This is a genomic window from Pseudomonas sp. FP1762 (assembly GCF_030687105.1).
GTDB lineage: Bacteria > Pseudomonadota > Gammaproteobacteria > Pseudomonadales > Pseudomonadaceae > Aquipseudomonas > Aquipseudomonas siliginis.
The window spans coordinates 4,243,137-4,266,310 of sequence record NZ_CP117458.1; the positions used below are offsets into that span (position 1 = coordinate 4,243,137).

Annotated in this window: 17 protein-coding genes; 5 read left to right on the plus strand and 12 right to left on the minus strand. The window is 60.8% G+C overall.

The genetic code is table 11. The features are described from left to right. Positions 1-69: 69 nt before the first annotated feature. On the plus strand, positions 70-810 hold the full coding sequence (locus PSH90_RS18815) for a YciK family oxidoreductase (protein WP_024013876.1): 741 nt from the start codon (positions 70-72) through the stop codon (positions 808-810). Here the strand turns inward: PSH90_RS18815 and PSH90_RS18820 are convergent. Next, positions 797-1,015: a hypothetical protein gene (locus tag PSH90_RS18820; protein WP_305381285.1), complete on the minus strand. Its 219-nt coding sequence runs from the start codon at positions 1,013-1,015 to the stop codon at positions 797-799. The genes PSH90_RS18815 and PSH90_RS18820 overlap by 14 nt on opposite strands. A gap of 157 nt (positions 1,016-1,172) precedes the next feature. Here PSH90_RS18820 and PSH90_RS18825 point away from each other — a divergent pair, with 157 nt between their 5' ends. Next, positions 1,173-2,099: a GGDEF domain-containing protein gene (locus tag PSH90_RS18825; RefSeq protein WP_151552915.1), complete on the plus strand. Its 927-nt coding sequence runs from the start codon at positions 1,173-1,175 to the stop codon at positions 2,097-2,099. A gap of 102 nt (positions 2,100-2,201) precedes the next feature. Here PSH90_RS18825 and PSH90_RS18830 read toward each other — a convergent pair whose 3' ends face one another. The 7 genes from PSH90_RS18830 to PSH90_RS18860 all read right to left on the minus strand — a co-directional run bounded on the left by PSH90_RS18830 (position 2,202) and on the right by PSH90_RS18860 (position 10,009). Then, positions 2,202-2,963, minus strand: coding sequence for a TenA family transcriptional regulator (locus PSH90_RS18830; RefSeq protein WP_166554491.1), 762 nt, complete (start codon positions 2,961-2,963; stop codon positions 2,202-2,204). Between the two features lie 79 nt (positions 2,964-3,042). Next, entirely contained in the window at positions 3,043-5,502 is a 2,460-nt protein-coding gene (locus PSH90_RS18835; RefSeq protein WP_041478266.1) for an EAL domain-containing protein, read from the minus strand. 137 nt (positions 5,503-5,639) lie between these two features. Beyond that, entirely contained in the window at positions 5,640-7,457 is a 1,818-nt protein-coding gene (locus PSH90_RS18840) for an ABC transporter ATP-binding protein (RefSeq protein WP_252882471.1), read from the minus strand. Next, positions 7,450-8,052 carry a DsbA family protein gene (locus tag PSH90_RS18845; protein WP_177180902.1) on the minus strand — a complete coding sequence of 201 codons (603 nt, stop codon included), beginning with the start codon at positions 8,050-8,052 and terminating at the stop codon, positions 7,450-7,452. Before PSH90_RS18845 ends, PSH90_RS18840 begins: the two co-directional genes overlap by 8 nt. A gap of 35 nt (positions 8,053-8,087) precedes the next feature. After that, entirely contained in the window at positions 8,088-9,029 is a 942-nt protein-coding gene (locus PSH90_RS18850; RefSeq protein WP_041478261.1) for a rhodanese-related sulfurtransferase, read from the minus strand. Between the two features lie 152 nt (positions 9,030-9,181). Next, on the minus strand, positions 9,182-9,481 hold the full coding sequence (locus PSH90_RS18855; RefSeq protein ID WP_016770935.1) for a BolA family transcriptional regulator: 300 nt from the start codon (positions 9,479-9,481) through the stop codon (positions 9,182-9,184). A 12-nt stretch (positions 9,482-9,493) separates the two neighbouring features. After that, entirely contained in the window at positions 9,494-10,009 is a 516-nt protein-coding gene (locus PSH90_RS18860; RefSeq protein ID WP_016770936.1) for a DUF2059 domain-containing protein, read from the minus strand. A 191-nt stretch (positions 10,010-10,200) separates the two neighbouring features. Here PSH90_RS18860 and PSH90_RS18865 point away from each other — a divergent pair, with 191 nt between their 5' ends. Further along, positions 10,201-11,595: a class II fumarate hydratase gene (locus tag PSH90_RS18865; protein ID WP_016770937.1), complete on the plus strand. Its 1,395-nt coding sequence runs from the start codon at positions 10,201-10,203 to the stop codon at positions 11,593-11,595. 108 nt (positions 11,596-11,703) lie between these two features. On the opposite strand, the gene PSH90_RS18870 is transcribed toward PSH90_RS18865, so the two are convergent. Beyond that, positions 11,704-12,663 carry a DMT family transporter gene (locus PSH90_RS18870; protein WP_305381287.1) on the minus strand — a complete coding sequence of 320 codons (960 nt, stop codon included), beginning with the start codon at positions 12,661-12,663 and terminating at the stop codon, positions 11,704-11,706. 210 nt (positions 12,664-12,873) lie between these two features. Here PSH90_RS18870 and PSH90_RS18875 point away from each other — a divergent pair, with 210 nt between their 5' ends. Next, the gene (locus tag PSH90_RS18875) at positions 12,874-13,065 is read left to right on the plus strand and encodes a DUF6316 family protein (protein WP_252868070.1); all 192 of its coding nucleotides are present in this window, start codon (positions 12,874-12,876) and stop codon (positions 13,063-13,065) included. Between the two features lie 103 nt (positions 13,066-13,168). Here the strand turns inward: PSH90_RS18875 and PSH90_RS18880 are convergent, their stop codons facing one another. Both PSH90_RS18880 and pap read right to left on the minus strand, forming a co-directional pair. Then, on the minus strand, positions 13,169-14,353 hold the full coding sequence (locus tag PSH90_RS18880; RefSeq protein ID WP_016770940.1) for a thiolase family protein: 1,185 nt from the start codon (positions 14,351-14,353) through the stop codon (positions 13,169-13,171). 103 nt (positions 14,354-14,456) lie between these two features. Beyond that, positions 14,457-15,971 (minus strand): polyphosphate:AMP phosphotransferase, encoded by a 1,515-nt coding sequence (gene pap, locus PSH90_RS18885; protein WP_041478254.1) that lies wholly within the window; start codon positions 15,969-15,971, stop codon positions 14,457-14,459. 313 nt (positions 15,972-16,284) lie between these two features. Between pap and mnmC the strand changes: the two genes are divergently transcribed. Then, on the plus strand, positions 16,285-18,264 hold the full coding sequence (gene mnmC, locus PSH90_RS18890) for a bifunctional tRNA (5-methylaminomethyl-2-thiouridine)(34)-methyltransferase MnmD/FAD-dependent 5-carboxymethylaminomethyl-2-thiouridine(34) oxidoreductase MnmC (RefSeq protein ID WP_305381289.1): 1,980 nt from the start codon (positions 16,285-16,287) through the stop codon (positions 18,262-18,264). 3 nt (positions 18,265-18,267) lie between these two features. On the opposite strand, the gene PSH90_RS18895 is transcribed toward mnmC, so the two are convergent. Next, positions 18,268-23,094 carry an NEL-type E3 ubiquitin ligase domain-containing protein gene (locus tag PSH90_RS18895; RefSeq protein WP_305381290.1) on the minus strand — a complete coding sequence of 1,609 codons (4,827 nt, stop codon included), beginning with the start codon at positions 23,092-23,094 and terminating at the stop codon, positions 18,268-18,270. Positions 23,095-23,174 lie beyond the last annotated feature (80 nt).

Here is a 23,174-nt window from a genome sequence, read left to right on the forward strand (position 1 = left end):
GCCGAACGGGGATAAATCCCCTCGCCACTGGGTGAAGCAGGTCTTCATGAAATGGACTATGAGGTTTTTATGTTTGATTACACCGCTCGCCCCGAATTGCTCAAGGATCGGGTCATTCTGGTCACCGGTGCCGGCCGTGGCATTGGCGCAGCTGCGGCGAAAACCTATGCCGCCCACGGTGCCACCGTGCTGCTGCTAGGCAAGACCGAAGCCAATCTGACGGAGGTCTACGACGAAATCGAGGCTGCCGGTCATCCGCAACCAGCGGTGATCCCGTTCAACCTCGAGACCGCCCTGCCCCATCAGTACGATGAGCTGGCGGCGATGATCGAAACCGAGTTCGGCCACCTCGACGGCCTGCTGCACAACGCTTCGATCATCGGCCCGCGCACGCCGATCGAGCAACTGTCCGGCGAAAACTTCATGCGTGTCATGCAGGTCAACGTCAACGCGATGTTCATGCTGACCAGCACCCTGCTGCCGTTGCTCAAGCTGTCCCAGGATGCTTCGGTGGTGTTCACCTCCAGCAGCGTCGGGCGCAAGGGTCGCGCGTACTGGGGCGCTTACGGTGTGTCGAAATTTGCCACCGAGGGCCTGATGCAAACCCTGGCCGATGAAGTGGAAGGCGTTGCGCCGGTACGCTCCAACAGCATCAACCCGGGCGGCACGCGCACCAGCATGCGCGCGCAGGCGTATCCGGGGGAAAATCCGCTGAATAACCCGACACCGGAAGAGATCATGCCGGTCTATCTGTACCTGATGGGCCCCGACAGCGCAGGCGTTAATGGCCAGGCGTTCAACGCCCAATAACGCCATACGTCGCATTTGTTGCCGCGGCAGAATGCTGTCGCGGCAAGCCATTGCCGCTGATAACCGTCACAAAGCCGCCAATAACCCAGCGCGGCAGCTTGGCATTCGCCAGCAAGTCATTGATTCGAAAAGCTTTAAATAAAATCGAACCGAATGGCACGCCTTTCGCTCTAAATTCCCTCAAAACATGCCGTGTGATGGCCATGGGGCAAACGCCGATTTCGATAGCTGACTGATCGTCTTGCGGCAGACTAAACTTACGCCAAATGTCCTACGGGACTGATGGATCAGTACGACGCGCAGCCCATAGCCGCTCTCACCCAGCCTGTAAGACAGACTTACTGCTTAGGGGCTCACGCCATATGAAATCTCCTTCCCAGACCCATGCAATTGACTTTGACAGTGCCAAATTGCAGCGCCTGGGCTTCGGTCAACTACCGGCGCTGATCGAGCGCCCGACCAGCCTGGCGCAATTGCGTCAGCAAATGAGCCTGCAACTGCAAACCAGCCTTGAGCCACAGCGCATCCTTGGCCTGTTCTTCCGCGAAATCCAACGCCTGGTGCCACTGGACGCCCTGAGCTATGTGCATCAGGCCAGCGACTTGCGCCTGGAGTTCGGCACACGCGGCCACCACTCGGTCAGCTACATTCTGAGCCACGAAGGCGAGCACATGGGCGAACTGGTCTTCCGCCGCAATCAGCGTTTCAACGACAAGGAACAGGGCGACCTCGAGTCGCTACTGTCCTGTCTGCTGTACCCGATGCGCAACGCCTTGCTCTATCGCGCCGCGACGCAAAGTGCCTTGCGCGACCCGTTGACCGGTGCTGGCAACCGGGTAGCCATGGAGCAGACCTTGCAGCGCGAGATCGACATGTCGCGCCGCCATGCGCAGCCGCTGTCGGTACTGATGCTCGATATCGACCACTTCAAACGGGTCAATGATGACCACGGGCATGGCGCCGGTGATGACGTGCTCAGAGCCATTGCCGCGTCGATCAAGGCGCAACTGCGCAACGTCGACATGGTGTTCCGTTATGGCGGCGAGGAGTTTCTGATCCTGCTGTCCAACACCGGTCGCGAAGCGGCGGCGATGGTTGGCGAGCGTTTGCGCCAGGCGACGCAGTCGGAGGAATACTTTGCCGATGGCCAGTTGATCGAGATCACCGTGAGCCTGGGATGCTCGACGTTGTTGCCGGGCGAGTCGGCAGACAGCTTGCTGCGCCGGGCCGACAGTGCGTTATATGTCGCAAAGCGCGAGGGGCGGAACCGGCTGGCGATGGCCGGCTAAAAATCATTGTGAGAGCGAGCCTGCTCGCGAAGAGGGAGTGTCAGACAACGATTCGTTGCATGACCCACCGCTTTCGCGAGCAGGCTCGCTCCCACAGTTCGATCAGCTTTCGGTTACGGTCCGGCGCTCGCGGTTGACCAGCAAGCGCTCCGAAGTCTCCAGCTGCATGCACCGCTCCAGGAACAGGTACATGTAGTCATAACTCTTGCAGATCGCCTGCCGCAGCTCGGCCTGCAAGGCCTTGCTCGGGTTCATGCCGGCCAGGGTGCAGATGATTTCCAGCGCTTCCCACGGATGGGCATCGTCGTACTGGGCATGCATCTTCAACCACTTCATCGCGCGCTTGCGATCTTCTTCCGGAAACGCCGCCGCGTAGACCCCGGTCGAGCAGACCACCGCTGACCACTCCCCGGTCGCCCCTTCGATCGCATAGTTGGTCGCGGCAATCGCCACGATCAGCGAATCCGCCGAGCTGGTGTGCCAGCACCAGTGACTCAGAGCATGCAGCTCCGGCGGCACTTGCTGGGCCTGGAGATCTTCGAGACTGACGCCATGGGCGCGACTCCAGTGCATCCAGTAGTCGGCGTGATTGAGTTCGACGCGGATGTTGCGCATCAGCCAGCGCCGCGCCATGTCTTCGCCGGGATGGCGTGCAAAGCGGGTCTTGGTGAGGTTCTGCGCCATGTACAAGGCAAACTGCTCGACCACCGGCCAGCCACCGATCAGGTACTGGCGCATGGTTTTCGCGCTGAGTCTGTTGTCGCGCATGCGCTGATAAAGTTCATGTTCGACAACCCGGCGCTTGCTCTCGCTGCAATCCTTGATGAGCTGTTGCGCCCAGGCAGGATAACTTGCAGCTTCCATGAGGGGTCCGGTTCGGTTGAATGTGTCGATCACTGTTCGGCTCCTTTTGAGTTGTGATGGCAAGGATCGGCGAGAGACTTCAACGGAACGTGCCAGGCGCTTTGAACAACAACGGCTGCGGTCTGGCAGGACGACTTTGCAAACTGTCACAGGTAAACAACTGCGGACGCTCGATGACATACCCCTGAGCGTAATCCACACCTATTTCAAGCAACGCCTGTTCGATCTGGTTAGTTTCAACAAACTCGGCAATTGTCTGCTTACCCATAACATGACCGATGTGATTGATCACTTCGACCATTGCCCGATTAATCGGGTCGTCCAGCATATCCTTTACGAAACTCCCGTCGATCTTCAGGAAGTCTACAGGCAAATGTTTCAAGTAAGCGAATGAAGACATTCCGGCACAAAAGTCATCCAGAGAAAAGTGACAACCTAAGCCTTTGAGTTCATTGATAAAACGAATTGCACTGCCAAGATTTGCAATTGCACTGGTTTCGGTAATTTCAAAACAAATCATTTCAGGCGGTATAGCGTAGTTAACAAACTGTTCCCGCAGGAAGTGCAAAAACGCGTCATCTCCTATAGTAATGCCTGACAGATTAATCGCACACATTGCCAAAGGAAGTTCATGTTCCTGTTCAATACACTGGGCAATAACCTTGAAAACGTTTTGAACTACCCAGCGATCTAACTGGGTCATCAAACCATAACGCTCCGCCGCCGGAATAAAGCTGTCAGGCAAAATCATTCGTCCGGATTCATCATGCAGGCGCAGGAGAATTTCGATGTGTCCGGCCTGGCCGGGTTGCGGCTTGAGCGGCGCGATCTGCTGGGCATAAAGGCAAAAGCGGTTTTCTTCCAGCGCCATGTGCAGCCGTTGCACCCAAGCCATTTCACCGAAGCGCATGGACAGTTCGGAGTCGTCCGCATGATAGACCTGCACGCGGTTGCGGCCCTTTTCCTTGGCCATGTAGCAAGCCATGTCCGCCGCACGCAGGGAGGCTTCGAGAGTGGTCGGATTCTGCGCGACATGCACCAGGCCAATACTGACGGTGGTCAGGAACGGCCGTCCTTTCCAGACAAAATGCAGATTCTGCACGGTCTGACGCAGGCTTTCGGCAATCTTCTCCGCGATGTCCGGCGGGCAGTTCTCGAGCAAAATCCCGAATTCGTCGCCGCCCAGTCGCGCCAGGGTGTCGCCCTCGCGCAGGTCTGATTGCAGCAGCGTGCAGATATGCCGCAGCAACTCATCGCCCGCCGCATGACCACAGGTGTCGTTGACCAGTTTGAACTGGTCCAGATCGAGGAACATCAGGGCATGCCGGCCGGGCTGGCGCGTCAGGTTGTGCAAGGCCTGTTCGAGGCGATATTCGAATTCGCGGCGGTTCGCCAGACCGGTCAGCGCATCGTGGGTCGCCTGCCAGGACAGGTTGGCGATGTATTGCCGCTCCTGAGTCATGTCGTGCAGCACCAGCACTGTGCCGCTGACGTTGCCGGCATTGCGGATCGGCGCTCCGACCAGGGTCACCGACAGGGTGCTGCCGTCCAGCCGCTGGATCAGCTTGGAATGTTCGCTGCCGCCGCTGAGCTGGCCACTGAGAATGTGCTCGATCAACGTCAGCCCTTCGGTCTGGGCGTTATCGTCGAGCAGGTTGAACAGCGCCGACAACGGCAGCCCCGCCGCCTGCTCGGCCTTCCAGTGCGTCATGGCCTCGGCGGCGGGGTTCATGTAATCGATCGCGCCGTTGACGTCGGTGGTGATCACGCCATCGCCAATCGATTGCAAGGTGATGTGCGCGCGATCCTTTTCCAGTTGCAGCGCCTGGGCAAATTCATGCCGTTGCCTGAGCAGTTTGTGCGTGCGCCACAGCGCCAGCGCGATCAGACCCAGCGCGGTGGCCAGGTTGGTGAACAACAGCAGGCGCATGATCACCCGCGAGCCTTCGCCCAAGGCATCGCTGAAGGCTCTGGCGGCTGGGGTGACTGCATCGTTGATGGCGAAGATCTGTAACTTCCAGCGCTGCACATCGCCGGGGCTGGCCTGGTTCTGCGCAATGCCTTGATGCATCTCCTGCGCGACTTCGTGCAATCGGTCGAGATAGGCATCGCCAATCGTCCAGCGATCGATCGCGGTTTCCAGATAACTGTAGTGGCGGAAATTGAGGTACAGCCAGATGACGCTGGAGACATCGTCTGGATGATTACCGCCCTTGAGAATGCCTTCGCGCGCCGCTTGCAGATCCGGCGGCTGACGATCCAGTGCCAGGCGCAATTGGTGCCCGCCCTGGGGCACGGCGATCGCCGTCAGATATTTGCGGTAGATCGCCTCGTCACGGCTATCGGCGTAGAGGTTGAGGTAATAGATGGCGTCTTTCTGGCCCTTGGACCACAGGCTTTCGCCAGCTACGTAGCCACGCACGGCCGAAAGCACGTAAAGGCTCACGCCCCCCAGTAATGCCTGGAACACCACGACAGCAATAAAGGGCCAGACGATACCCAACAACCGTGGTGTTCCCAGAGTCTGCTTTTGCTTCATGAGATTCCTTGCATGAGCACTGCCCGCTCGCCTTCCGGGCGAATTCGCTATGACGAGACTAGGTGGGGTTCTCGTTCAAGGCAAGGCGCGGCGTTACACCGCGCGCAGAACCTCTGACAGGTCGGCAAGGGTTTCGATCAGTGCTGTTGCAAGTTGCCGTAGAGCTTGGCGTACAGACCGCCGTCGGCGATCAGTTGGCGATGGTCGCCGTCCTCGGCGATCTGCCCGCCGTCGAACACCAGTACGCGGTCGGCCTGCTTCACCGCCGACAGGCGATGGGCAATGATCAGCGTGGTGCGGCCATGGAGAAACTTCGCCATCGCCTGGTGCAGGTTGTACTCGGTGGCAGCGTCGAGGGCCGAGGTGGCTTCGTCGAGAATCACCACTTTCGGCTCGGCGAGAATCATCCGCGCAATCGCCAGACGCTGGCGCTGGCCGCCGGACAAACGCACGCCGGAACGCCCGACGATGCTATCGAGGCCATCGGGCAGCGCGCGGATGGTCGCGGCCATTTGCGCGATTTCCAGCGCCTGCCAGCAGGCTTCGTCGCTACGCATGCGGCCCATGGTCAGGTTGGCGCGCACGCTGTCGTTGAACAGCGCCGGATGCTGCAGCACCACCGCGACGTTCTCGCGTACCGTCTCCAGGCCGATCTCCTGCTGGGTCGATCCGCCGAAGCGGATGGTCCCGGCCGCTGGCGTGTACAGGCCCAACAGCAACTGCACCAAGGTACTTTTGCCGCCGCCGCTCGCCCCGACGATCGCGACTTTTTCGCCGGGCAGGATCGACAGGTTCATCTGATCCAGCACCAGCTCGTCGCCATAACCGAAGCTCAGGCCTTGCACCTCGATGCCGACGGTGTCGCGCCCCTTGAACGGATCGACGCCGCCGGGATACTGCGGCTCGTCGGCACGCGCCAGCAGTTCATTGATCCGCGTCAGCGCACCGCCCGCTGCGTAGTAGGCGTATTGCAGATTGAGCAGTTGTTCGACCGGGCCGATCATGAACCACAGGTAGCTGAACACCGCGAGCATCTGCCCGATCGAAAGATCGGAAAACAGTACGGTGAGCATCGCCGCCGCGCGGAAGATGTCGATGCCGAACTGGAACAGCAAACCACTGGCGCGGTTCGAGGCGTCGGTTTTCCACTGCGAGTTGACTGCGTAGTTGCGTACTTCCTGCGCGCGCACACCGAGGCGCCCGAGGAAATAGCCCTGACGATTGCCCGCGCGCACTTCCTGAATCGCATCGAGGGTTTCGCTCAGGGCCTGGGTGAAACGCGAGGTGCTGTCGTTTTCCAGCTTCTTCAGATGCTTGACGCGTTTGCCCAACTGCACCGTGGCATAGATCACCAACGGGTTGAACAGCAGAATCAGCAGCGCCAGCTTCCAGTGCATCCACATGAGGATGCTGGCGGTGCCGACCAGGGTCAGCATGGCGACGAGGAAGCGGCTGAGGGTTTCGCCGACGAATTTGTCGAGGGTATCCAGATCGGTGACCAAATGCGTGGTTACCGTGCCGCTGCCGAGGCTTTCGTATTCGCCGAGGGAAATGCGCTTGAGCCGCTCGATCAGGCGTACGCGAATGCGGTAGACGATGTCCTTGGCCAGGCGCGCAAACAGCCGCGACTGCAACACGCCAAAACACAGGGCGCTGCAACGCAAGGTCAGGGTCACTACCAACATCAGGCCGATATAACCCGCCGCCTGCTGCCACATGCTTGGCAGAAAATGATTCATGACTTTCAGTGCGGCATCGCCGTGGCCGAGCAGCACTTCGTCGACCAGCAACGGCAGCAGCAACGGGATCGGCACGCTGCACAGCGTCGCCAGCACGGCCACGCCGTTGGCGATCCACAGGGATTTCTTGTGATGCAGTGCCAGACGCCGCACTTCAGCCCAGCTCAGCCGGTCGACACGCTCTACGGCTGGCGTGTCATCGGCGCGGTCAGACACAGGCCGCGCGCTCCAGCCAGCGGCCGAGCAACGGCGACAGCTCGCTGAGCGGTTGATAACCATTGGTGAGCAGCGCCAGTTGCCCGTTGCGCTCGGCCAGCAGGGTCGGAAAACCGGCGATGCCCAAGTCCTGCACCCAAGTGAAATCGGCCTGGGTCGCCTTGTGCTGATCGGCATGATCGAACAACGCCGCGAATTCGATACGCGGCACACCGGCCTGCTCCGCCAACTCGACCAGCACGCTGGCCTGGGTGACATCGCGACCTTCGGCGTAAAACGCCTGCTGGATCAGCCCGACCAATGTCCACGCGCAATCCGGCGCCAGACTGCGCGCGGTGACAATGGCGCGACAGGCAGGCTCGGTGTCGTAGACAAAACCGTCAGGCAACGCGCCGTCGAACTTGAACGGCTGGCCGGTGGCCTCGGTGACCGCTTGCCAGTGCTCGAGAATGTAGCGCCGCGTGGTCGGCTCCAGCGCCGAACCGCTGCCGGTGCGCAGACCGCCGACCACCAGATGCAGCTCGACCCCGGCTGCCTGCGCCTGCTCGACCAGTGCCTTGGCCACCGGAGCAAACCCCCAGCACCATGAACACATCGGATCCATCACATAGAGCAGGCGCGCAGACATGATTAAGCCTCGGAAGATGCTTGCTTATAGTTGTAGCCGATCGGGTGCGGCTGATTGCGTGCCTTGGCCAGTTCGATCTGCTTTTGCCGATCGATGGCGCTGCGCCGGGTTTTCTCGCTGAGCTTGTCCCAGCAATGCGGGCAACTGATGCCGGCGACGTAGTGCTCGGAGGCGCGATCTTCAACGCTGACCGGCGTGCGGCAGGCATGACATTGATCGTAGTCGCCTTCCGTCAGGTCGTGACGCACGGTGACGCGGTTGTCGAAGACGAAGCAGTCGCCGCGCCATTTGGTTTCTTCCTGCGGCACCTCTTCGAGGTACTTCAGGATGCCGCCCTTGAGGTGGTAAACCTCTTCGAAGCCCTCGCCGAGCATGTAGCTCGAGGCTTTCTCGCAGCGAATGCCGCCGGTGCAGAACATCGCGACCTTCTTGTGCACGGCCGGGTCGAAGTGTTCTTTGATGTAGTCGGGAAACTCGCGAAAACTGGTGGTTTTCGGATCGATTGCACCTTCGAAAGTGCCGATCGACACTTCGTAATCGTTGCGCGTGTCGATCAGCAGCACTTCCGGGTCGCTGATCAGCGCGTTCCAGTCTTGCGGCTCGACGTAAGTGCCGACCTTTTTGTTCGGGTCGACGCCCTCGACGCCGAGGGTGACGATCTCTTTCTTCAGCTTGACCTTGGTGCGATAGAACGGCTGCTCGTCGCAGTACGATTCCTTGTGGTCAATGTCTACCATGCGTGGATCGTTCTTGAGCCAGGCGAGCAGGCCGTCGATGCCTTCGCGGCTGCCGGAAACCGTGCCGTTGATGCCTTCTTCGGCGATCAGCAGAGTGCCTTTGATGCCGTTGTCGACCATCGCTTGCAGCAGTGGCTCGCGCAGGTCAACGTAATCTTCGAGGGTGACGAACTTGTACAGTGCCGCCACGACAATCGGTTGTGTCATGGGTAGTTCTCCAGGTGGCTACCCTCGCAAAGGGTGAACCGGATTCAATAAAAAACGCGCCGGCTAAGCGGCGCGTTGCGGATTCTAGCAAAAAACATCACCGCCTGCGGCTGTGCCCTGTAGGAGCTGCCGAAGGCTGCGATCTTTTGATCTTAATGTTTGCTACCGCCGGCACAGGTCGGCGACGCCGGAGCGCCGTCGATCTCTGCCCATTCCTGCGGGGTGTAGGTGTGCAGCGCCAACGCATGGAACTCGCCCATCAGCTCGCCGAGCGTGCCGTAGACTTTCTGGTGGCGCTTGACCCGGTTCAGGCCTTCGAACTGCGCGCTGACCACCACCGCCTTGTAGTGGGTCTGTGACCCGCGACTGTGCATGTGGCTTTCGTCCAGCACTTGCAGGTGCTCAGGCTGTAACAGAGCCAGCGTCGATTCGATGCGTTGTTGCATGGTCATCACGAACTCCGCTTACTTCTTCTTGGCTGGCGCCGCGGCCGGGGTCAGCTCTTTGGTCATGTCGTCGAGCAGCTTGTTGACCACTGGCACCGCGCTTTCCAGTTTGCCCTGGGTCATCTGCGCCGACTGCTGGGTCAGCTGCGGCATTTTTTCCAGGACTTTCTTGCCCAGTGGCGACTGGTAGAAGGCAACCAGATCTTTCAGCTCGGATTCGCTGAAGTTGCTGGTGTAGAGCTTGACCATGTCGGGCTTGAGCTTGTTCCAGCCGATGGCCTGGTCCAGCGCGGCGTTGGCCTTGGCCTGGTAGGTTTCGAGCACGGCTTTCTTCGACTCAGGGGCTTTGGTCTGTTCAAAGCGCTGGGCGAACATTTGCTGCACTTGCATGTACACCGGGGTACCCAGCTTGTCAGCGTGAGCCAGCGTCAGGAAAGCTTCGGCACTGGCGTTGTGGCTGGCGGTATCGGCAAGCACCTGGCCGCTGGCGCAAACCAGTGCAACCGCGGTACAGATGGCGCGAAGACGAGTCATCGAGTTTCCTTTAAGCAAAGCGAGGTCGAACCCCAAGGGCGACCATTCTGCGCCTAACAATCGCTATGGCTCAACCCCCGGCCCTTGCCGCGCTTGATTGGCGGGGTTTTGCGGTCAACAATCGAGCCGATGGAACCACCCGGGCCGATGCCGGCCTAAATTGCGCCAACAGACCAACAGGAGTGTGCACGATGAGCCGTATCGAAACCGACAGCCTGGGCCAGATCGAGGTCCCGGACGACGCTTACTGGGGTGCTCAGACGCAACGCTCGCTGATCAACTTCGCAATCGGTCAGGAACGCATGCCGCTACCGGTGCTGCACGCCCTGGCGCTGATCAAGAAAGCCGCCGCACGGGTCAACGACCGCAACGGCGACCTGCCCGCCGACATCGCTCGCCTGATCGAACAGGCCGCCGATGAAGTGCTCGCCGGCGAGCATGACGAGCAGTTCCCGCTGGTGGTCTGGCAGACCGGCAGCGGTACCCAGAGCAACATGAACGTCAACGAAGTGATCGCCGGTCGCGCCAACGAACTGGCCGGCAACCCGCGCGGCGGCAAGTCGCCGGTGCACCCGAACGATCACGTCAATCGCTCGCAAAGTTCCAACGACTGCTTCCCCACCGCCATGAGCATCGCCACCGCCAAAGCGGTGCAGGAACAACTGCTGCCGGCGATTGCCGAGCTGTCCGGCGGCCTCGCTGAACTGGCGGCACGGCACATGAAACTGGTGAAGACCGGGCGCACGCACATGATGGACGCGACGCCGATCACCTTCGGTCAGGAATTGTCCGGCTTCATCGCGCAACTGGATTATGCCGAGCGCGCCATCCGCGCCGCGCTGCCGGCGGTCTGCGAACTGGCGCAGGGCGGCACTGCGGTCGGCACCGGGCTGAATTCGCCGCACGGCTTCGGCGAGGCGATTGCCGCCGAGCTGGCCGCGCTGTCCGGCTTGCCGTTCGTCACCGCGCCGAACAAGTTCGCTGCACTGGCCGGTCATGAACCGCTGGTAACGCTTTCAGGTGCGCTGAAAACCCTCGCTGTGGCCTTGATGAAGATCGCCAACGACCTGCGTCTGCTGGGCTCAGGTCCTCGCGCAGGTTTTGCTGAAGTGAAGCTGCCGGCCAACGAACCGGGCAGCTCGATCATGCCCGGCAAGGTCAACCCGACCCAGTGCGAAGCGCTGTCGATGCTCGCCTGCCAAGTGCTCGGCAACGATGTGGCGATCGGTTTTGCCGCCAGTCAGGGGCACTTGCAGTTGAACGTGTTCAAACCGGTGATCATCCACAACCTGCTGCAATCGATCCGTCTGCTCGGCGACGGTTGCAGCAACTTCCAGCAGCACTGCATCGCCGGGCTCGAACCGGATGCCGAGGTCATGGCCAAGCATCTGGAACGTGGATTGATGCTGGTGACGGCGCTGAACCCGCACATCGGTTATGACAAGTCGGCGGAGATCGCCAAGAAGGCTTACAGCGAAGGGCTGACTTTGCGTGAGGCTGCGTTGCAGCTGGGTTATCTCACTGATGAAGAGTTCGATGCCTGGGTGCGCCCGGAGAACATGATCGAGGCTGGCGCCAAGGGCTGAGTCATGTAGCGCCTGAAAGTCCGTCTTCGCGAGCAGGCTCGCTCCCACAGGAAAATTGCATTGCAAAGTGGGAGCGAGCCTGCTCGCGAATTCAGGCGCCGCCGATCGTCAGCCAGGCACAACCCTGGCCCGCCGCGCCCTGAGCCCGGCAATCAACGATGGCCCCAACGCCACCAGCGCCGAACCCAGCACCACCAGCACCGCCCCGCCATAGCCCAGGGCGTTGATCTCCTCGGCATGCACGTAGTCCGGCCAGATCCGCGCCGCAATCGCCACCGCAACGAATGTCACCAACGGCGTGATCGCCAGCGTCGCACTGACTCGCGAGGCTTCCCAGTGCGCCAGCGCTTCGGCGAATGCGCCGTAAGCGATCAAGGTGTTCATGCAGCACGCCAGCAACAGCCAGCCCTGCAACGGGCTCAGGTTGAGCGCTTTCAGCGGATGTACCCACGGCGTCAGCAACAGCGCGCAGAACAGGTAGATCACCATCATCACCTGCAACGAATTCCACACAGTCAGCAATTGCTTCTGGCCCAGCGCATAAAAGGTCCACACCGTCGACGCCAGTAGCACCAACAACACGCCGGCGGTGTAATCGGACAGCGAAGTCAGCAGCTCGGCCAGGCGCTGATTGAAGAACAGGCCGAAGCCGATCAGCAACACCAGCAAGCCGATGCCCTGGCCAATGCTGAAGCGCTCCTTGAACACGAACAGACTGGCGATCAGCAGCATGATCGGACCCATTTGCACCACCAATTGCGCGGTGCCGGGGCTGAGCAGGTTGAGGCCCATCAGGTACAGCACGTAATTGCCGACCAGCCCCAGTACCGCCATCAGCACCAGCCAGCCGCCCTTCGGCCCGAGCACCTTGCGACTTGGCAGGCGCTTGACCGAAGCCAGATAAATGAACAGGCAGCCGCCGGAAACCATCAGACGAAACCAGGTCACCGTGACCGGGTCCATCACCAGCAACACCTGTTTGAGCTTGATCGGCAGGATGCCCCACAGAAACGCGGTCAGCAGCGCCAGGAACAGTCCGTACACCCAGCGCCCCGATGAAATGTGCATGCGAACCTCAGAAGCCTGCTGACAAGGACACTCATTCTAGGCGTCCGGCTGCGCACAACACAGGGACAGTTGCCGCCAGGCCGCGAATGAAACTGTGCAGGTCGCAGCAGTAAACCGGCGCGCCGCCGTTGATCGGCCGGGCAGGCGCGCCAAGTGCTTCAGGCATAAGCTGATTGCAGACTTTTCAACGCATTGATCAGGGAGACCGACATGCACGCCATGCGCGCCGAGGACAGCGCCCCCGCCACCCGTTTTCGCAGCGACCGCGTGTGCCGGGTCAATGGCGAGCTGTATTTCAGCACCCGGGAAAATACCCTTGAGGGGCCGTTTGACGGTCAGGTGATCGAGCGGGAGATTCAGGCTTATATAGCGCGGATGCAGCGGCGGGATTCCAGCCGCTGAACCGTGGCGCTGCCTTCGCGAGCAGGCTCGCTCCCACAGGGGAATGCGATCACCTGTGGGAGCGAGCCTGCTCGCGAAGGGGCCTGAACGGGCAACCAATCCTTTAGCGCACCGCCTCAAACAACCCACTCGCCCCCATCCCGCCACCCACGCACATGGTGACGATGCCGTAACGCAGGTTGCGCCGCTGCAATTCCCGGATCAGATGCCCTACCTGACGCGAGCCGGTCATGCCGAACGGGTGGCCGATGGAAATCGAGCCGCCATTGACGTTGTATTTGTCGTTGTCGATCTCCAGCCGGTCGCGGCTGTACAGGCACTGCGAAGCGAACGCCTCGTTCAATTCCCACAGATCGATATCCGCCACTTGCAAGCCCTTGGCCTTGAGCAGTTTCGGCACCGAGAACACCGGGCCGATGCCCATTTCGTCCGGCTCGCAACCGGCGACGGTAAAGCCACGGAAAAACGCTTTCGGTTTGAGCCCCAGCTCCAGCGCTTTGTCCAGACTCATCACCAGTGTCATCGAGGCACCGTCGGACAGCTGCGAGGAATTGCCCGCCGTCACCGAACCGTCGTCGGCGAACACCGGTTTCAGTCCGGCAAGGCTTTCGTAGGTGGTGTCCGGGCGGTTGCAATCGTCGCGCTCGACGACGCCGTCGACAATCTGCACTTCACCGCTGTTCTTGTCCTCGACCCGATATTTCACCGCCATCGGCACGATTTCATCGTCGAACAGACCGGCAGCCTGGGCCTGCGCGGTACGGATCTGGCTTTGCAGCGCATAGCGATCCTGCGCCTCACGACTGACACCATAACGTCGTGCCACCACTTCGGCGGTCTGGCCCATGGTGTAGTAGATGCCGGGAGTCTGTTGCTTGAGCAGCGGGTTGATCAGGTGATCGGTGTTGACGCTCTTCAGGGTCAGGCTGATCGACTCGACGCCGCCGGCGACGATGATGTCGCTGCAACCGGAGGCGATCTGGTTGGCGGCAATCGCGATCGCCTGCAAACCCGACGAGCAGAAACGGTTGAGGGTCATGCCGGCGGTGCCGGTGCCCAGGCGCGACAGTACCGCGACGTTGCGGCCGATGTTGTAGCCCTGCGCGCCCTCGTTGGAGCCGGCGCCGACGATGCAGTCCTCGACGCTGGCCGGGTCGATATCGTTGCGGGTCAGCAGCGCATTGACGCAGTGGGCCGCCATGTCATCGGGGCGGGTCTGGTTGAACTTGCCGCGAAAGGATTTGGCCAGGCCGGTCCGCACGCTGTCGACGATCACCACTTCACGCATGGCATACCTCATTGTTGTTGTAGGTTGAAAGTGGACTTGAGCATAAGTCCACCTTCTTGCCGACCGCGAGGATCATTCACCCGGCGTATGCGCGGCCATCGCTTCAGTCCTTGTGCTTCTTGGCCTTCTTGTCGGATTTCTCGAACGCGTCTTCCAGCGCGCGGTTGATGGTGCGCAATACTTTCACTCGTGCCCAGCGTTTGTCGTTAGCCTCGACCAGCGTCCACGGCGCGATCTCTGTGCTGGTGCGATCGACCATGTCGCCGACCGCCCGGCGATAGTCGTCCCACTTTTCCCGATTGCGCCAGTCGTCCTCGGTGATCTTGAAACGCTTGAAGGAAATCTCCTCGCGCTCCTGAAAGCGCTCCATCTGCGTGTCCTTGTCGATCGCCAGCCAGAACTTGACCACGATGACGCCGGCATCGGCCAGTTGCTCTTCGAAGTCATTGATTTCGCCGTAGGCGCGCAGCCAGTCGGCCGGGGTGCAGAAGCCTTCGATCCGCTCGACCAGCACCCGCCCGTACCACGAGCGGTCGAACACGGTGAATTTGCCCCGCGCCGGAAGGTGTCGCCAGAACCGCCACAGATACGGTTGTGCGCGCTCTTCTTCGGTCGGTGCGGCAATCGGGACGATGCTGTACTGACGCGGATCGAGCGCCGCTGCCACGCGGCGAATCGCCCCGCCCTTGCCCGCCGCGTCGTTACCCTCGAACACCGCGATCAGCGCATGGCGACGCATGCGTTTGTCGCGCATCAGCCCGGACAGGCGCGCCTGCTCGGTGATCAGTTGCTCTTCATAGTCTTTCTTGTCCAGACGCTGCGTCAGGTCGAGGCTGTCGAGCAGGTTCAACTGATCGACCGGCGTACCCAGCGGCGCGGCACTGACTTCGTGTGGATTGACGTCGGCACGCTTGAGCGCGTTTTGCAGACCTTCGAGGAGAATCTTGCCCACCGCCAGGCTGCGGTAATTGGCATCGACGCCTTCGATGACATGCCACGGCGCGTAATCGCGGCTGGTGCGGCGCAGCACCCGCTCGCCGTATTTGACGAATTTGTCGTAAGTCTGTGATTGCTGCCAGTCCAGCGGACTGATGCGCCAACTGTGCAACGGGTCGTCGGCCAGCGATTTGAGCCGCGCTTTCATCTGCTTCTTGGACAAGTGAAACCAGAACTTGAAGATTAACGCGCCTTCATCGCAGAGCATCTTTTCCAGACGCTCAGCGCCGGCGATGGCCTGGTCCAGACGCGGATCCTTGAACAGTCCGTGCACCCGGCCCTGGAGCATCTGGCTGTACCAGTTGCCGAAGAACACGCCCATCCGCCCCTTGGCCGGCAGCATCCGCCAGTAGCGCCAGGCCGGTGGCCGCGCCAGTTCTTCATCGGTTTGCTGGTCGAAGGTGCGCACTTCGATCAGGCGCGGATCCATCCATTCATTGAGCAGCTTGACCGTCTCGCCCTTGCCCGCCCCTTCGATGCCGTTGATCAGGATGATCACCGGAAAGCGCTTCTGCTGCTGCAACTCGAACTGCGCTTCCAGCAAGGCTTCACGCAGCGCAGGGACGGCCGCCTCGTAAGTGTCTTTGTCGATGGCGTGACCGATTTCAGCGGATTCAAACATGGGACGGCTCCTTCCAGGGTTCAGCAAGACTAGCGGATTGGGCACGGGCGCAGGGCAGAAATTCCCACGAACTCAGGACGGGATGAGAACTTTGTGGTGAGGGGATTTATCCCCGACCGGCTGCGCAGCAGTCGTAAATCCCGGAAGCACGGTTTAACTCGGGAAAACGGGGTGGTTGGTTCTGGGACTGCTTCGCAGTCCAGCGGGGATAAATCCCCTCGCCACAGGGTTCTTTTCACCGCGAGTCTTGTGCTGGATCGGTAGTATCGGCGCGATCGGCTAGAATGGCCGCCTTGTGTTTGCCGAGCCTGCCATGAAAGCCGAAATGCCCCACGCCCAACTCGACTGGGACGACCAGGGACGCCCACGTTCGCGGGTGTTCGATGACGTGTATTTTTCCGACCAGTCGGGGCTGGAGGAAACCCGTTACGTGTTTCTCGAACAGAACCGTCTGGCCGAGCGTTTCGCTGCGCTGCCGGCGGATGGACGTCTGGTGATTGGCGAAACCGGTTTCGGCACCGGGTTGAATTTTCTCTGTGCCTGGCAGTTGTTCGAACAGCACGCGGTGGCCGGCGCGCGCTTGCATTTTGTCAGCGTCGAGAAGTACCCGCTGGCGCCTGCGGATCTGCGCCGGGCCTTGGCACTGTGGCCAGAACTCATGCCGTTGGCGGATCAGTTGCTGAGGCATTACGTGGCGATTCATCAAGGCTTTCAACGCATCACTCTGGCCAACGGCCGCGTGACGCTGACCTTGCTGATCGGCGATGCGCTGGAGCAATTGCCGCATCTCGACGCACAGATCGACGCGTGGTTTCTCGACGGTTTCGCCCCGGCGAAAAATCCGGACATGTGGACTGCTGAACTGTTCGTCGAACTGGCGCGGCTGGCTGCGCCGGGCTCGACCATCAGCACCTTCACCAGCACCGGTTGGGTCCGCCGTCTGCTCAATGCTGCCGGGTTCAAGATGAAGCGCACGCCGGGCATCGGCCACAAGTGGGAAATCCTGCGTGGCGAATTTCTCGGCTGGCCCGCCGAGGTGACGGCGCCCCTACCGGCGAAACCCTGGTTCGCCCGCCCTGCTCCGTTGTGCGGTGGACGCCGGGCGCTGGTGATCGGCGCCGGCCTGGCTGGCTGCGCGACAGCGTCGAGCCTGGCGGCGCGCGGCTGGCAAGTGAGTCTGCTGGAGCGTCACGCGGCCGTCGCGCAAGAAGCCTCGGGCAACCCGCAAGGTGTGCTCTATCTCAAGCTGTCCGCCCATGGCACGGCGTTGTCGCAGTTGATCGTCAGCGGCTTCGGTTACACCCGGCGCCTGCTGGAAAGCCTGCAACGCGGCAGCGACTGGGATGACTGCGGCGTGCTGCAACTGGCGTTCAACGCCAAGGAAGCCGAGCGCCACGCGCAACTGGCGGCGGCGTTTCCTGAAGATCTTTTGCAGTGGCTGGAGCAACCTGAAGCCCAGGCCCGCGCCGGTGTCGGCGTGGCCCACGGCGGTTTGTTCTACCCCGAAGGCGGCTGGGTGCATCCGCCGGCGTTGTGTCAGGCCCAGGCAACCCACACCAACATTGAGTTGCTCAGCCATCACGAAGCTTTGGAACTGCGCAAAGTCGCAGACCTGTGGCAAGCCTTCGACGGCGAACGTTTGCTCGCCAGTGCGCCGGTGGTGATCCTGGCCGGTGCCGCCGAAATCAAACGTTTTGCCCAGAGTGCCGACCTACCGCTCAAGCGCATTCGCGGCCAAATCACGCGTCTGGCCGAGACTGCAGAAAGTCATGCGCTGGCTACGGTGGTGTGCGCCGAGGGCTACGTCGCCCCGGCGCGCCTGGGCGAGCACACGCTGGGTGCCAGTTTCGACTTCAACAATGACGATCTGACACCCACGACTGCCGAGCACCAAGGCAATCTGGCGATGCTCGAAGAAATTTCCAGCGACCTGCTGACACGCCTCAACATCAGCGAGCAGCCACTTGCGAACCTTGAGGGCCGGGCAGCTTTCCGCTGCACCAGCCCCGATTACCTGCCGATTGTCGGCCCGCTCGCTGATCTGCAAACCTTCAATCAGACCTACGCAGCGTTGAGCAAAGACGCCCGGCAAGTACCGGACCTCGCCTGCCCGTGGCTCGATGGTCTGTACGTCAACAGCGGCCACGGTTCTCGCGGGCTGATCACCGCGCCGCTGTCCGGCGAGCTGCTTGCCGCGTGGCTGGACAACGAGCCGCTGCCATTGCCACGCAGTGTGGCCGAAGCCTGCCATCCCAATCGTTTCGCCTTACGGCAGTTGATTCGCGGCAAGTGAATTTCACGTATCGGGCATTTCGCAGATGCCCAGATCCATCAGCCGTATCGCGTCTTCCGTCAGGCTCTTGAACAGCACGTCTTCAGCCTGGTCCTTTTCAAGCTTGAGTGCCTGGTTCTGACTCAAATAATCGCCAGAGGGCAGCGTGTCCTTCTTGTCGAACAGTGCGCTCATTTGCGGGTCGTACAGGTCATCGATCAGCGCAAACTTGCGGACAAATATGCGTCGCAGATAGTCACGCCAGAACGTTCGCCCCTGCATGTATTCCAGCCATTGCGGGGAGAGTTCAGCGGTGAAGACGCGATTTTTTGCGACCTCAAGATCAGCGGCCGTCACGCCACTCTGGGCACTGAACAGCATATCTTTCGGTTGACCGCGCAGCCCCAGCGCATCGGTGAGACCGATGCGGTAAGCGAGGTTCATTTCCAGCGCATCGACCTTTGGCGCCCGGAGCGAATGCTCCCGGGCGATTTCTTCCAGCCTGTCCAGCCTGAACAGGCTGCGGCCCAGTTCCAACAACGCCTTGGCAGTACCCCTGCTCCCGCTTGCAGCCCTGCTCACCCGCTCGACTTCCACTGCGACTTCAAGGCGACTGAAAACCAGCGCCGCGTTATCGGTGCAGTGCAGCGGATCGGCCGCGATGTCGAGCAGTTGACGGCCCAGCGGCTCGTCAGCTTCCGCCGCCTTCAGTACCGCCCAGACGCGTCGCTGCATGTCAGCGCTGCCCTGTTTGCCGTCTGCGGTATCGCCCAGTTGCGCCAGCAAAGTGAACAAGCCATCGGCCGTCCGCTCGCTGCGCAATGCCGCCCAGATGCGCGACTGCTCTGCCCACTCTTCGCCACTGACCTTCGTCAACCAGAGCGAGCGCGCCGTTTGCTCGTTCAGCCGTGCGATGTCATCGGCGACATAGTCCATCCCAACGCCGAAATTATCGCGATAGTTCTCCAGATGCGTTTTGGCCGTTTCCGAAAAGGGGTTCAGCCCAAGCTTGAGTGCGCCGGTGAAACGTCGTGATTTCTCGAACAACCACTCGGGCAGCTCCGTGATGCTGTTGGCGGTCAGATCCATCAGTTCAATGTGCGCAGAATGGTCGAGGCCTTCTGGCAGTTCGGTGATGCCGGTATCGTTCAGCGACAAGCGACGCAGTTGCGACATTCGGCTGAAATCAGGGGTGGCACCCAACGGATTCTTGTCCAGATTCAGGTAGCGTAAAGTGCTCAGCCTGTTCAGCTTCGCCAGGGTCTGCTCGGTGAGCTTGAGCTGATTGTTTGCCAGGCTCAGCCGTTGCAGACGCGGCATGTGCGACAACATTTCAGGTAGCCGGGTGATCGCGTTGCTGCCCAGTTCCAGTGAGTCGAGCTGTTTGAAGGACTTGAGGAAGTACGCCACATCATCCCCCAGCGCCATGTTCCGCATCGACAATTGCTCGACATGGTCGAAGCTCACCGACGACGGTAACGTCGGCACCTTACCGATGCGCATGCCGTCAAGGTCAAGGGTACAGAGGTTTTTTCCCTCTTCGTTGGTGGCCCAATGAAAGCGTCGAAACGCTTCCTCGATCAGCTCGGCAGCCATTTTCCGACTGTGCCGCGCTTCGGCCAGATCGCCCCCAATGGCTTGCAGGGCGGCGGCATCTTCACTCCAGACAAACAGAGCGTCACGCAGGGTTTGCAGATCCTGACGCAGGGCTTTGATGCGGGTCGCACGGCTCAACGGATCATCGCCCAGTGCATCGAGCAATTGACTGAGCTGCGGCTCGCTCAGACGCGGATAAAGCCTGCGCGCTTTGCGCAGCAGTGTGCGTGAATGAGCTGTCGCGGGGACCTGATCGCCTTGCACACAGGCCGGCTCGACGGGAAGTGATTCCGTACTGCCGCCGCGCAATGCCCGCGCAGTGACCTCGCGTTCGTCGAGGGCAACGTTGAGCAGCTTTTTGCGTAACTGTTGCGTACTGAGCTGTCCGGCATCGGCAAACCCGAGTGCGGTCCGCTGACGTGGCGGCAATGCCTTGAGGATGGCCATGTACAAAGCGTCGGGGCCGGATGCCACCTTGCCCAAGGATTTTTTGTCGCCGCCAAACGCCTCATAGCCCTGCGTGGACTTCACCAGATAGCCGGTATTTTCCGAGGTCGCCGACGCATCGCCGATGTCTTCGAGTATCGGTCCGGTCAAGGCCTTGTCGCGCATTTGCAGACGCAGCTGTGCGTTCCAGCCGCTCAGGCGCGGCAGTAATTTCATGGCCAGCCTGTCGGTGTCGGCATTGGCCAGCCACGACCAGTGCAACCCGCTCAGCGCCCGGTCAAGCCGCACCTCGGCAATACCGGCCCGAGCCCGCTGTCCCAACCGCAAGGGCGCGCTCCCGGTCGAGCGCAAGTGCAGGCGCTCGACACTCGAAGCGCGGTCGATCAGCCTTTGACCATCGCGCGCCGGAATGTCGGCGAAGACCTGGCGTAATTTACCCAGATCCTGCGCGTCACTGTGGTCATAGCGCTTGTACATCCGCTCGAACGCCGCGCGGTAATCGGATTTGAGCGCAGCACCCAGTTTTCTTGCCAGCCCGGTGGCTTGCGTGCTTTTCGCGACTTTGCCGCCGAGCAAGGCCTCGACTTCATGCTCGTAGAGGCCATCGATGACGGTTTGCAGCAAGCGCCCGAGTGCCAACTGGCCTTGGGTGACCGGCACTCCCAGGGTTTCGTCGAGCGTGCTGTTTGCAGGATAAGTGGTTTCGACGTCTCCTTCATGACCGATGACCTCAAGGTATCGGTCAGTCGGCCAGCCCGGCAGTTGCGTCAAGGCGTGCATCTGTTCTTCAAGAGGTTGCTCGGAGTGGATCTCGCCGTTTTCCAGTTCCGTGGTCAACTCACGCAGCTGGCGCTCGATGCGCACGCGCTCGACGGTATCGCGCAGGCGTACCGGCAGGCTCAGATTGTCGTTGAAGGTCTCCAGCAAGGTCTGCTGCGAGGTGTTGCTCAGCCGGCGAAGGATGTCCAGGTCGCTGTCGGCAAATTCGCTCAACTGCGGATCGATGCGCTTGAGCGTATAGGCGCTGCTGCCCCATTCTTCGGGCTGTTCAGCGGGGAACCGCCAGCCGCCCTCGACGTGGCGGATCAGTTCCGGAGCATAGGCTTGCGCGCGTGCGGGGTGTTCCAGGCGCCAGTGCTGAGTGTCGATATCAAAGTTGCCAGCCAACAGGCGGTGCTCAAAGCGGGCGATGGTCTTGTTGCCGATCTGGTAGAACTCCTTTGAACCGGCACCGATGGTGAATCCGGCCGGCAAAGCATGCTCGTACGGGCTCAAATCGGACTTCCACAGGCGTGGCTTGCCGGCCCGATCGAGTATCGCGGTGAACTGCGCGAAGAACTCCGGATGCGTGCGCAGCAGTTTTTTGCCCACAGTTCCCAGCACCTTCTGACCGCCGGCGAAAACGCCCATCAATGCGATGTTCTCTACCACACTGAGCAGATGTGACAGTGCTTCCTGATGATCACCGCGGCGCCAGTCCGCGACGCCGTCATACACTTCACCGAGCAATTGCCCGACCGCGACGCCCATCATCAATTGCCCCAGGACCGGCACGAACAGCCCCGCCACCGATGCCACGGTCACCCCGCGCTGAACGAAATCCAACAGGCGTTTCTGTCGGATCTCTTCATCGATATCAGCGGTTGGCACCGCCAGTTTGCGCGCGTCGATCTGCAACTTGCCGACATGGCTTTGCACCATGAAATCAAAAAGCGCCACATTGATCGGCCATTGTTCGACGACGCCCAGATCGGGTTTCTCAGCCAACGCCTTGAAGAAGTCAGCCTTGTCATCTTCATCGAGGCTGCCGGCGAAATACCCCTGATATTCCGTGCTCTTGAGTTGTTGCGCGAGGTAGCGCTTGAACGCATTGAAACTCGGGTACTCATACACGGCGCGCTCGGGCTCGCCGGGCATATACACCATGCATCCGTCCTCAGGGTGTTGTTCCACGGAGCGTTTGGAAAATACCACCACGCCCCAAACGCAACTGTCGAGAATTCTGATGCCCTGCATGATCATCGGGTCTTTGCCGTAGCGCAGGTGCTGCGCCGAAGCGACGCCTTCGGCCAGCATCAGATCCTGCAGCATGCGCAAACCAGCTGCGGTGATATCGCCCTTGAGCTCCGCAAGATGAGCGTCCAGCTCCAGCAGCGATTGCTTCAATGCGGCGATATTGCGGGTCATGGCACTGGTCGCCACGACTTTGCCGCACTCCTCACGCAGACCGAACACTTGCTGCAGATGCTCCTGGTATTTCTTGCCCAGATCCAGCTTGCGGCACAACGCTGCGAACGCTGCCGGCGTCAGATCCTTCACGCCAGCGGGCACACTCTTGACGCGCACCAGGCTGCCGGCGGGGAAACCGTCGGCCTGCTCCTCGTCTGCGGTGAAGTTTTGCATGGCTGCCTGCAACAGGCTTTGCGTCGCGTGTCTGACCAAGCCGATCTCGGCCTGATCCGTCGCCTTCACATCGCAGCTACAATCGACGCCGGGCAGGCTGAGCAGATCCTCGCTCACGTCATAGACCGCTGGCCATTTCTCGCTCAGCGCCGCGTTGAGTTCGCTGATGCAGAAGCTGTGCAAGGGTTTGAGCCGGGTCAGATCCTTGTCGACTTTGACTTGCAGGGTGTGCAGTTCACGAGTGATTTCGTCCAGCTTGTTCAGCGTGGCCGCAGAAGCCGTGAGCAGATGCGCCGGCAGGCTTTTTTTCAGGCTTTCAGCGGTATCGAGATCACCGGTCGCGTCGTACAAGGTGCTCAGGACCGAGGCCTGAATCTGTGGATTCGTCTTGTCTTGGGTGGGCATGGCAATAGTCCTTTATTGCGATTTGAAGCCTTGACCCTAGCGCTGCCGGGCAGCCGATAACAGTTCAAAATGCTGGACAA

Bases quoted from the DNA above. Each gene is read 5' to 3' on its own strand.
- PSH90_RS18815 (WP_024013876.1), top strand. From the start codon at position 70: ATGTTTGATTACACCGCTCGCCCCGAATTGCTCAAGGATCGGGTCATT.
- PSH90_RS18830 (WP_166554491.1), bottom strand. From the start codon at position 2,963: ATGGAAGCTGCAAGTTATCCTGCCTGGGCGCAACAGCTCATCAAGGAT.
- PSH90_RS18835 (WP_041478266.1), bottom strand. From the start codon at position 5,502: ATGAAGCAAAAGCAGACTCTGGGAACACCACGGTTGTTGGGTATCGTC.
- PSH90_RS18860 (WP_016770936.1), bottom strand. From the start codon at position 10,009: ATGACTCGTCTTCGCGCCATCTGTACCGCGGTTGCACTGGTTTGCGCC.
- PSH90_RS18820 (WP_305381285.1), bottom strand. From the start codon at position 1,015: ATGGCCATCACACGGCATGTTTTGAGGGAATTTAGAGCGAAAGGCGTG.
- mnmC (WP_305381289.1), top strand. From the start codon at position 16,285: ATGAAAGCCGAAATGCCCCACGCCCAACTCGACTGGGACGACCAGGGA.
- PSH90_RS18845 (WP_177180902.1), bottom strand. From the start codon at position 8,052: ATGTGTTCATGGTGCTGGGGGTTTGCTCCGGTGGCCAAGGCACTGGTC.
- PSH90_RS18895 (WP_305381290.1), bottom strand. From the start codon at position 23,094: ATGCCCACCCAAGACAAGACGAATCCACAGATTCAGGCCTCGGTCCTG.
- PSH90_RS18825 (WP_151552915.1), top strand. From the start codon at position 1,173: ATGAAATCTCCTTCCCAGACCCATGCAATTGACTTTGACAGTGCCAAA.
- PSH90_RS18870 (WP_305381287.1), bottom strand. From the start codon at position 12,663: ATGCACATTTCATCGGGGCGCTGGGTGTACGGACTGTTCCTGGCGCTG.
- PSH90_RS18865 (WP_016770937.1), top strand. From the start codon at position 10,201: ATGAGCCGTATCGAAACCGACAGCCTGGGCCAGATCGAGGTCCCGGAC.
- PSH90_RS18880 (WP_016770940.1), bottom strand. From the start codon at position 14,353: ATGCGTGAAGTGGTGATCGTCGACAGCGTGCGGACCGGCCTGGCCAAA.
- PSH90_RS18850 (WP_041478261.1), bottom strand. From the start codon at position 9,029: ATGACACAACCGATTGTCGTGGCGGCACTGTACAAGTTCGTCACCCTC.
- pap (WP_041478254.1), bottom strand. From the start codon at position 15,971: ATGTTTGAATCCGCTGAAATCGGTCACGCCATCGACAAAGACACTTAC.
- PSH90_RS18855 (WP_016770935.1), bottom strand. From the start codon at position 9,481: ATGACCATGCAACAACGCATCGAATCGACGCTGGCTCTGTTACAGCCT.
- PSH90_RS18875 (WP_252868070.1), top strand. From the start codon at position 12,874: ATGCACGCCATGCGCGCCGAGGACAGCGCCCCCGCCACCCGTTTTCGC.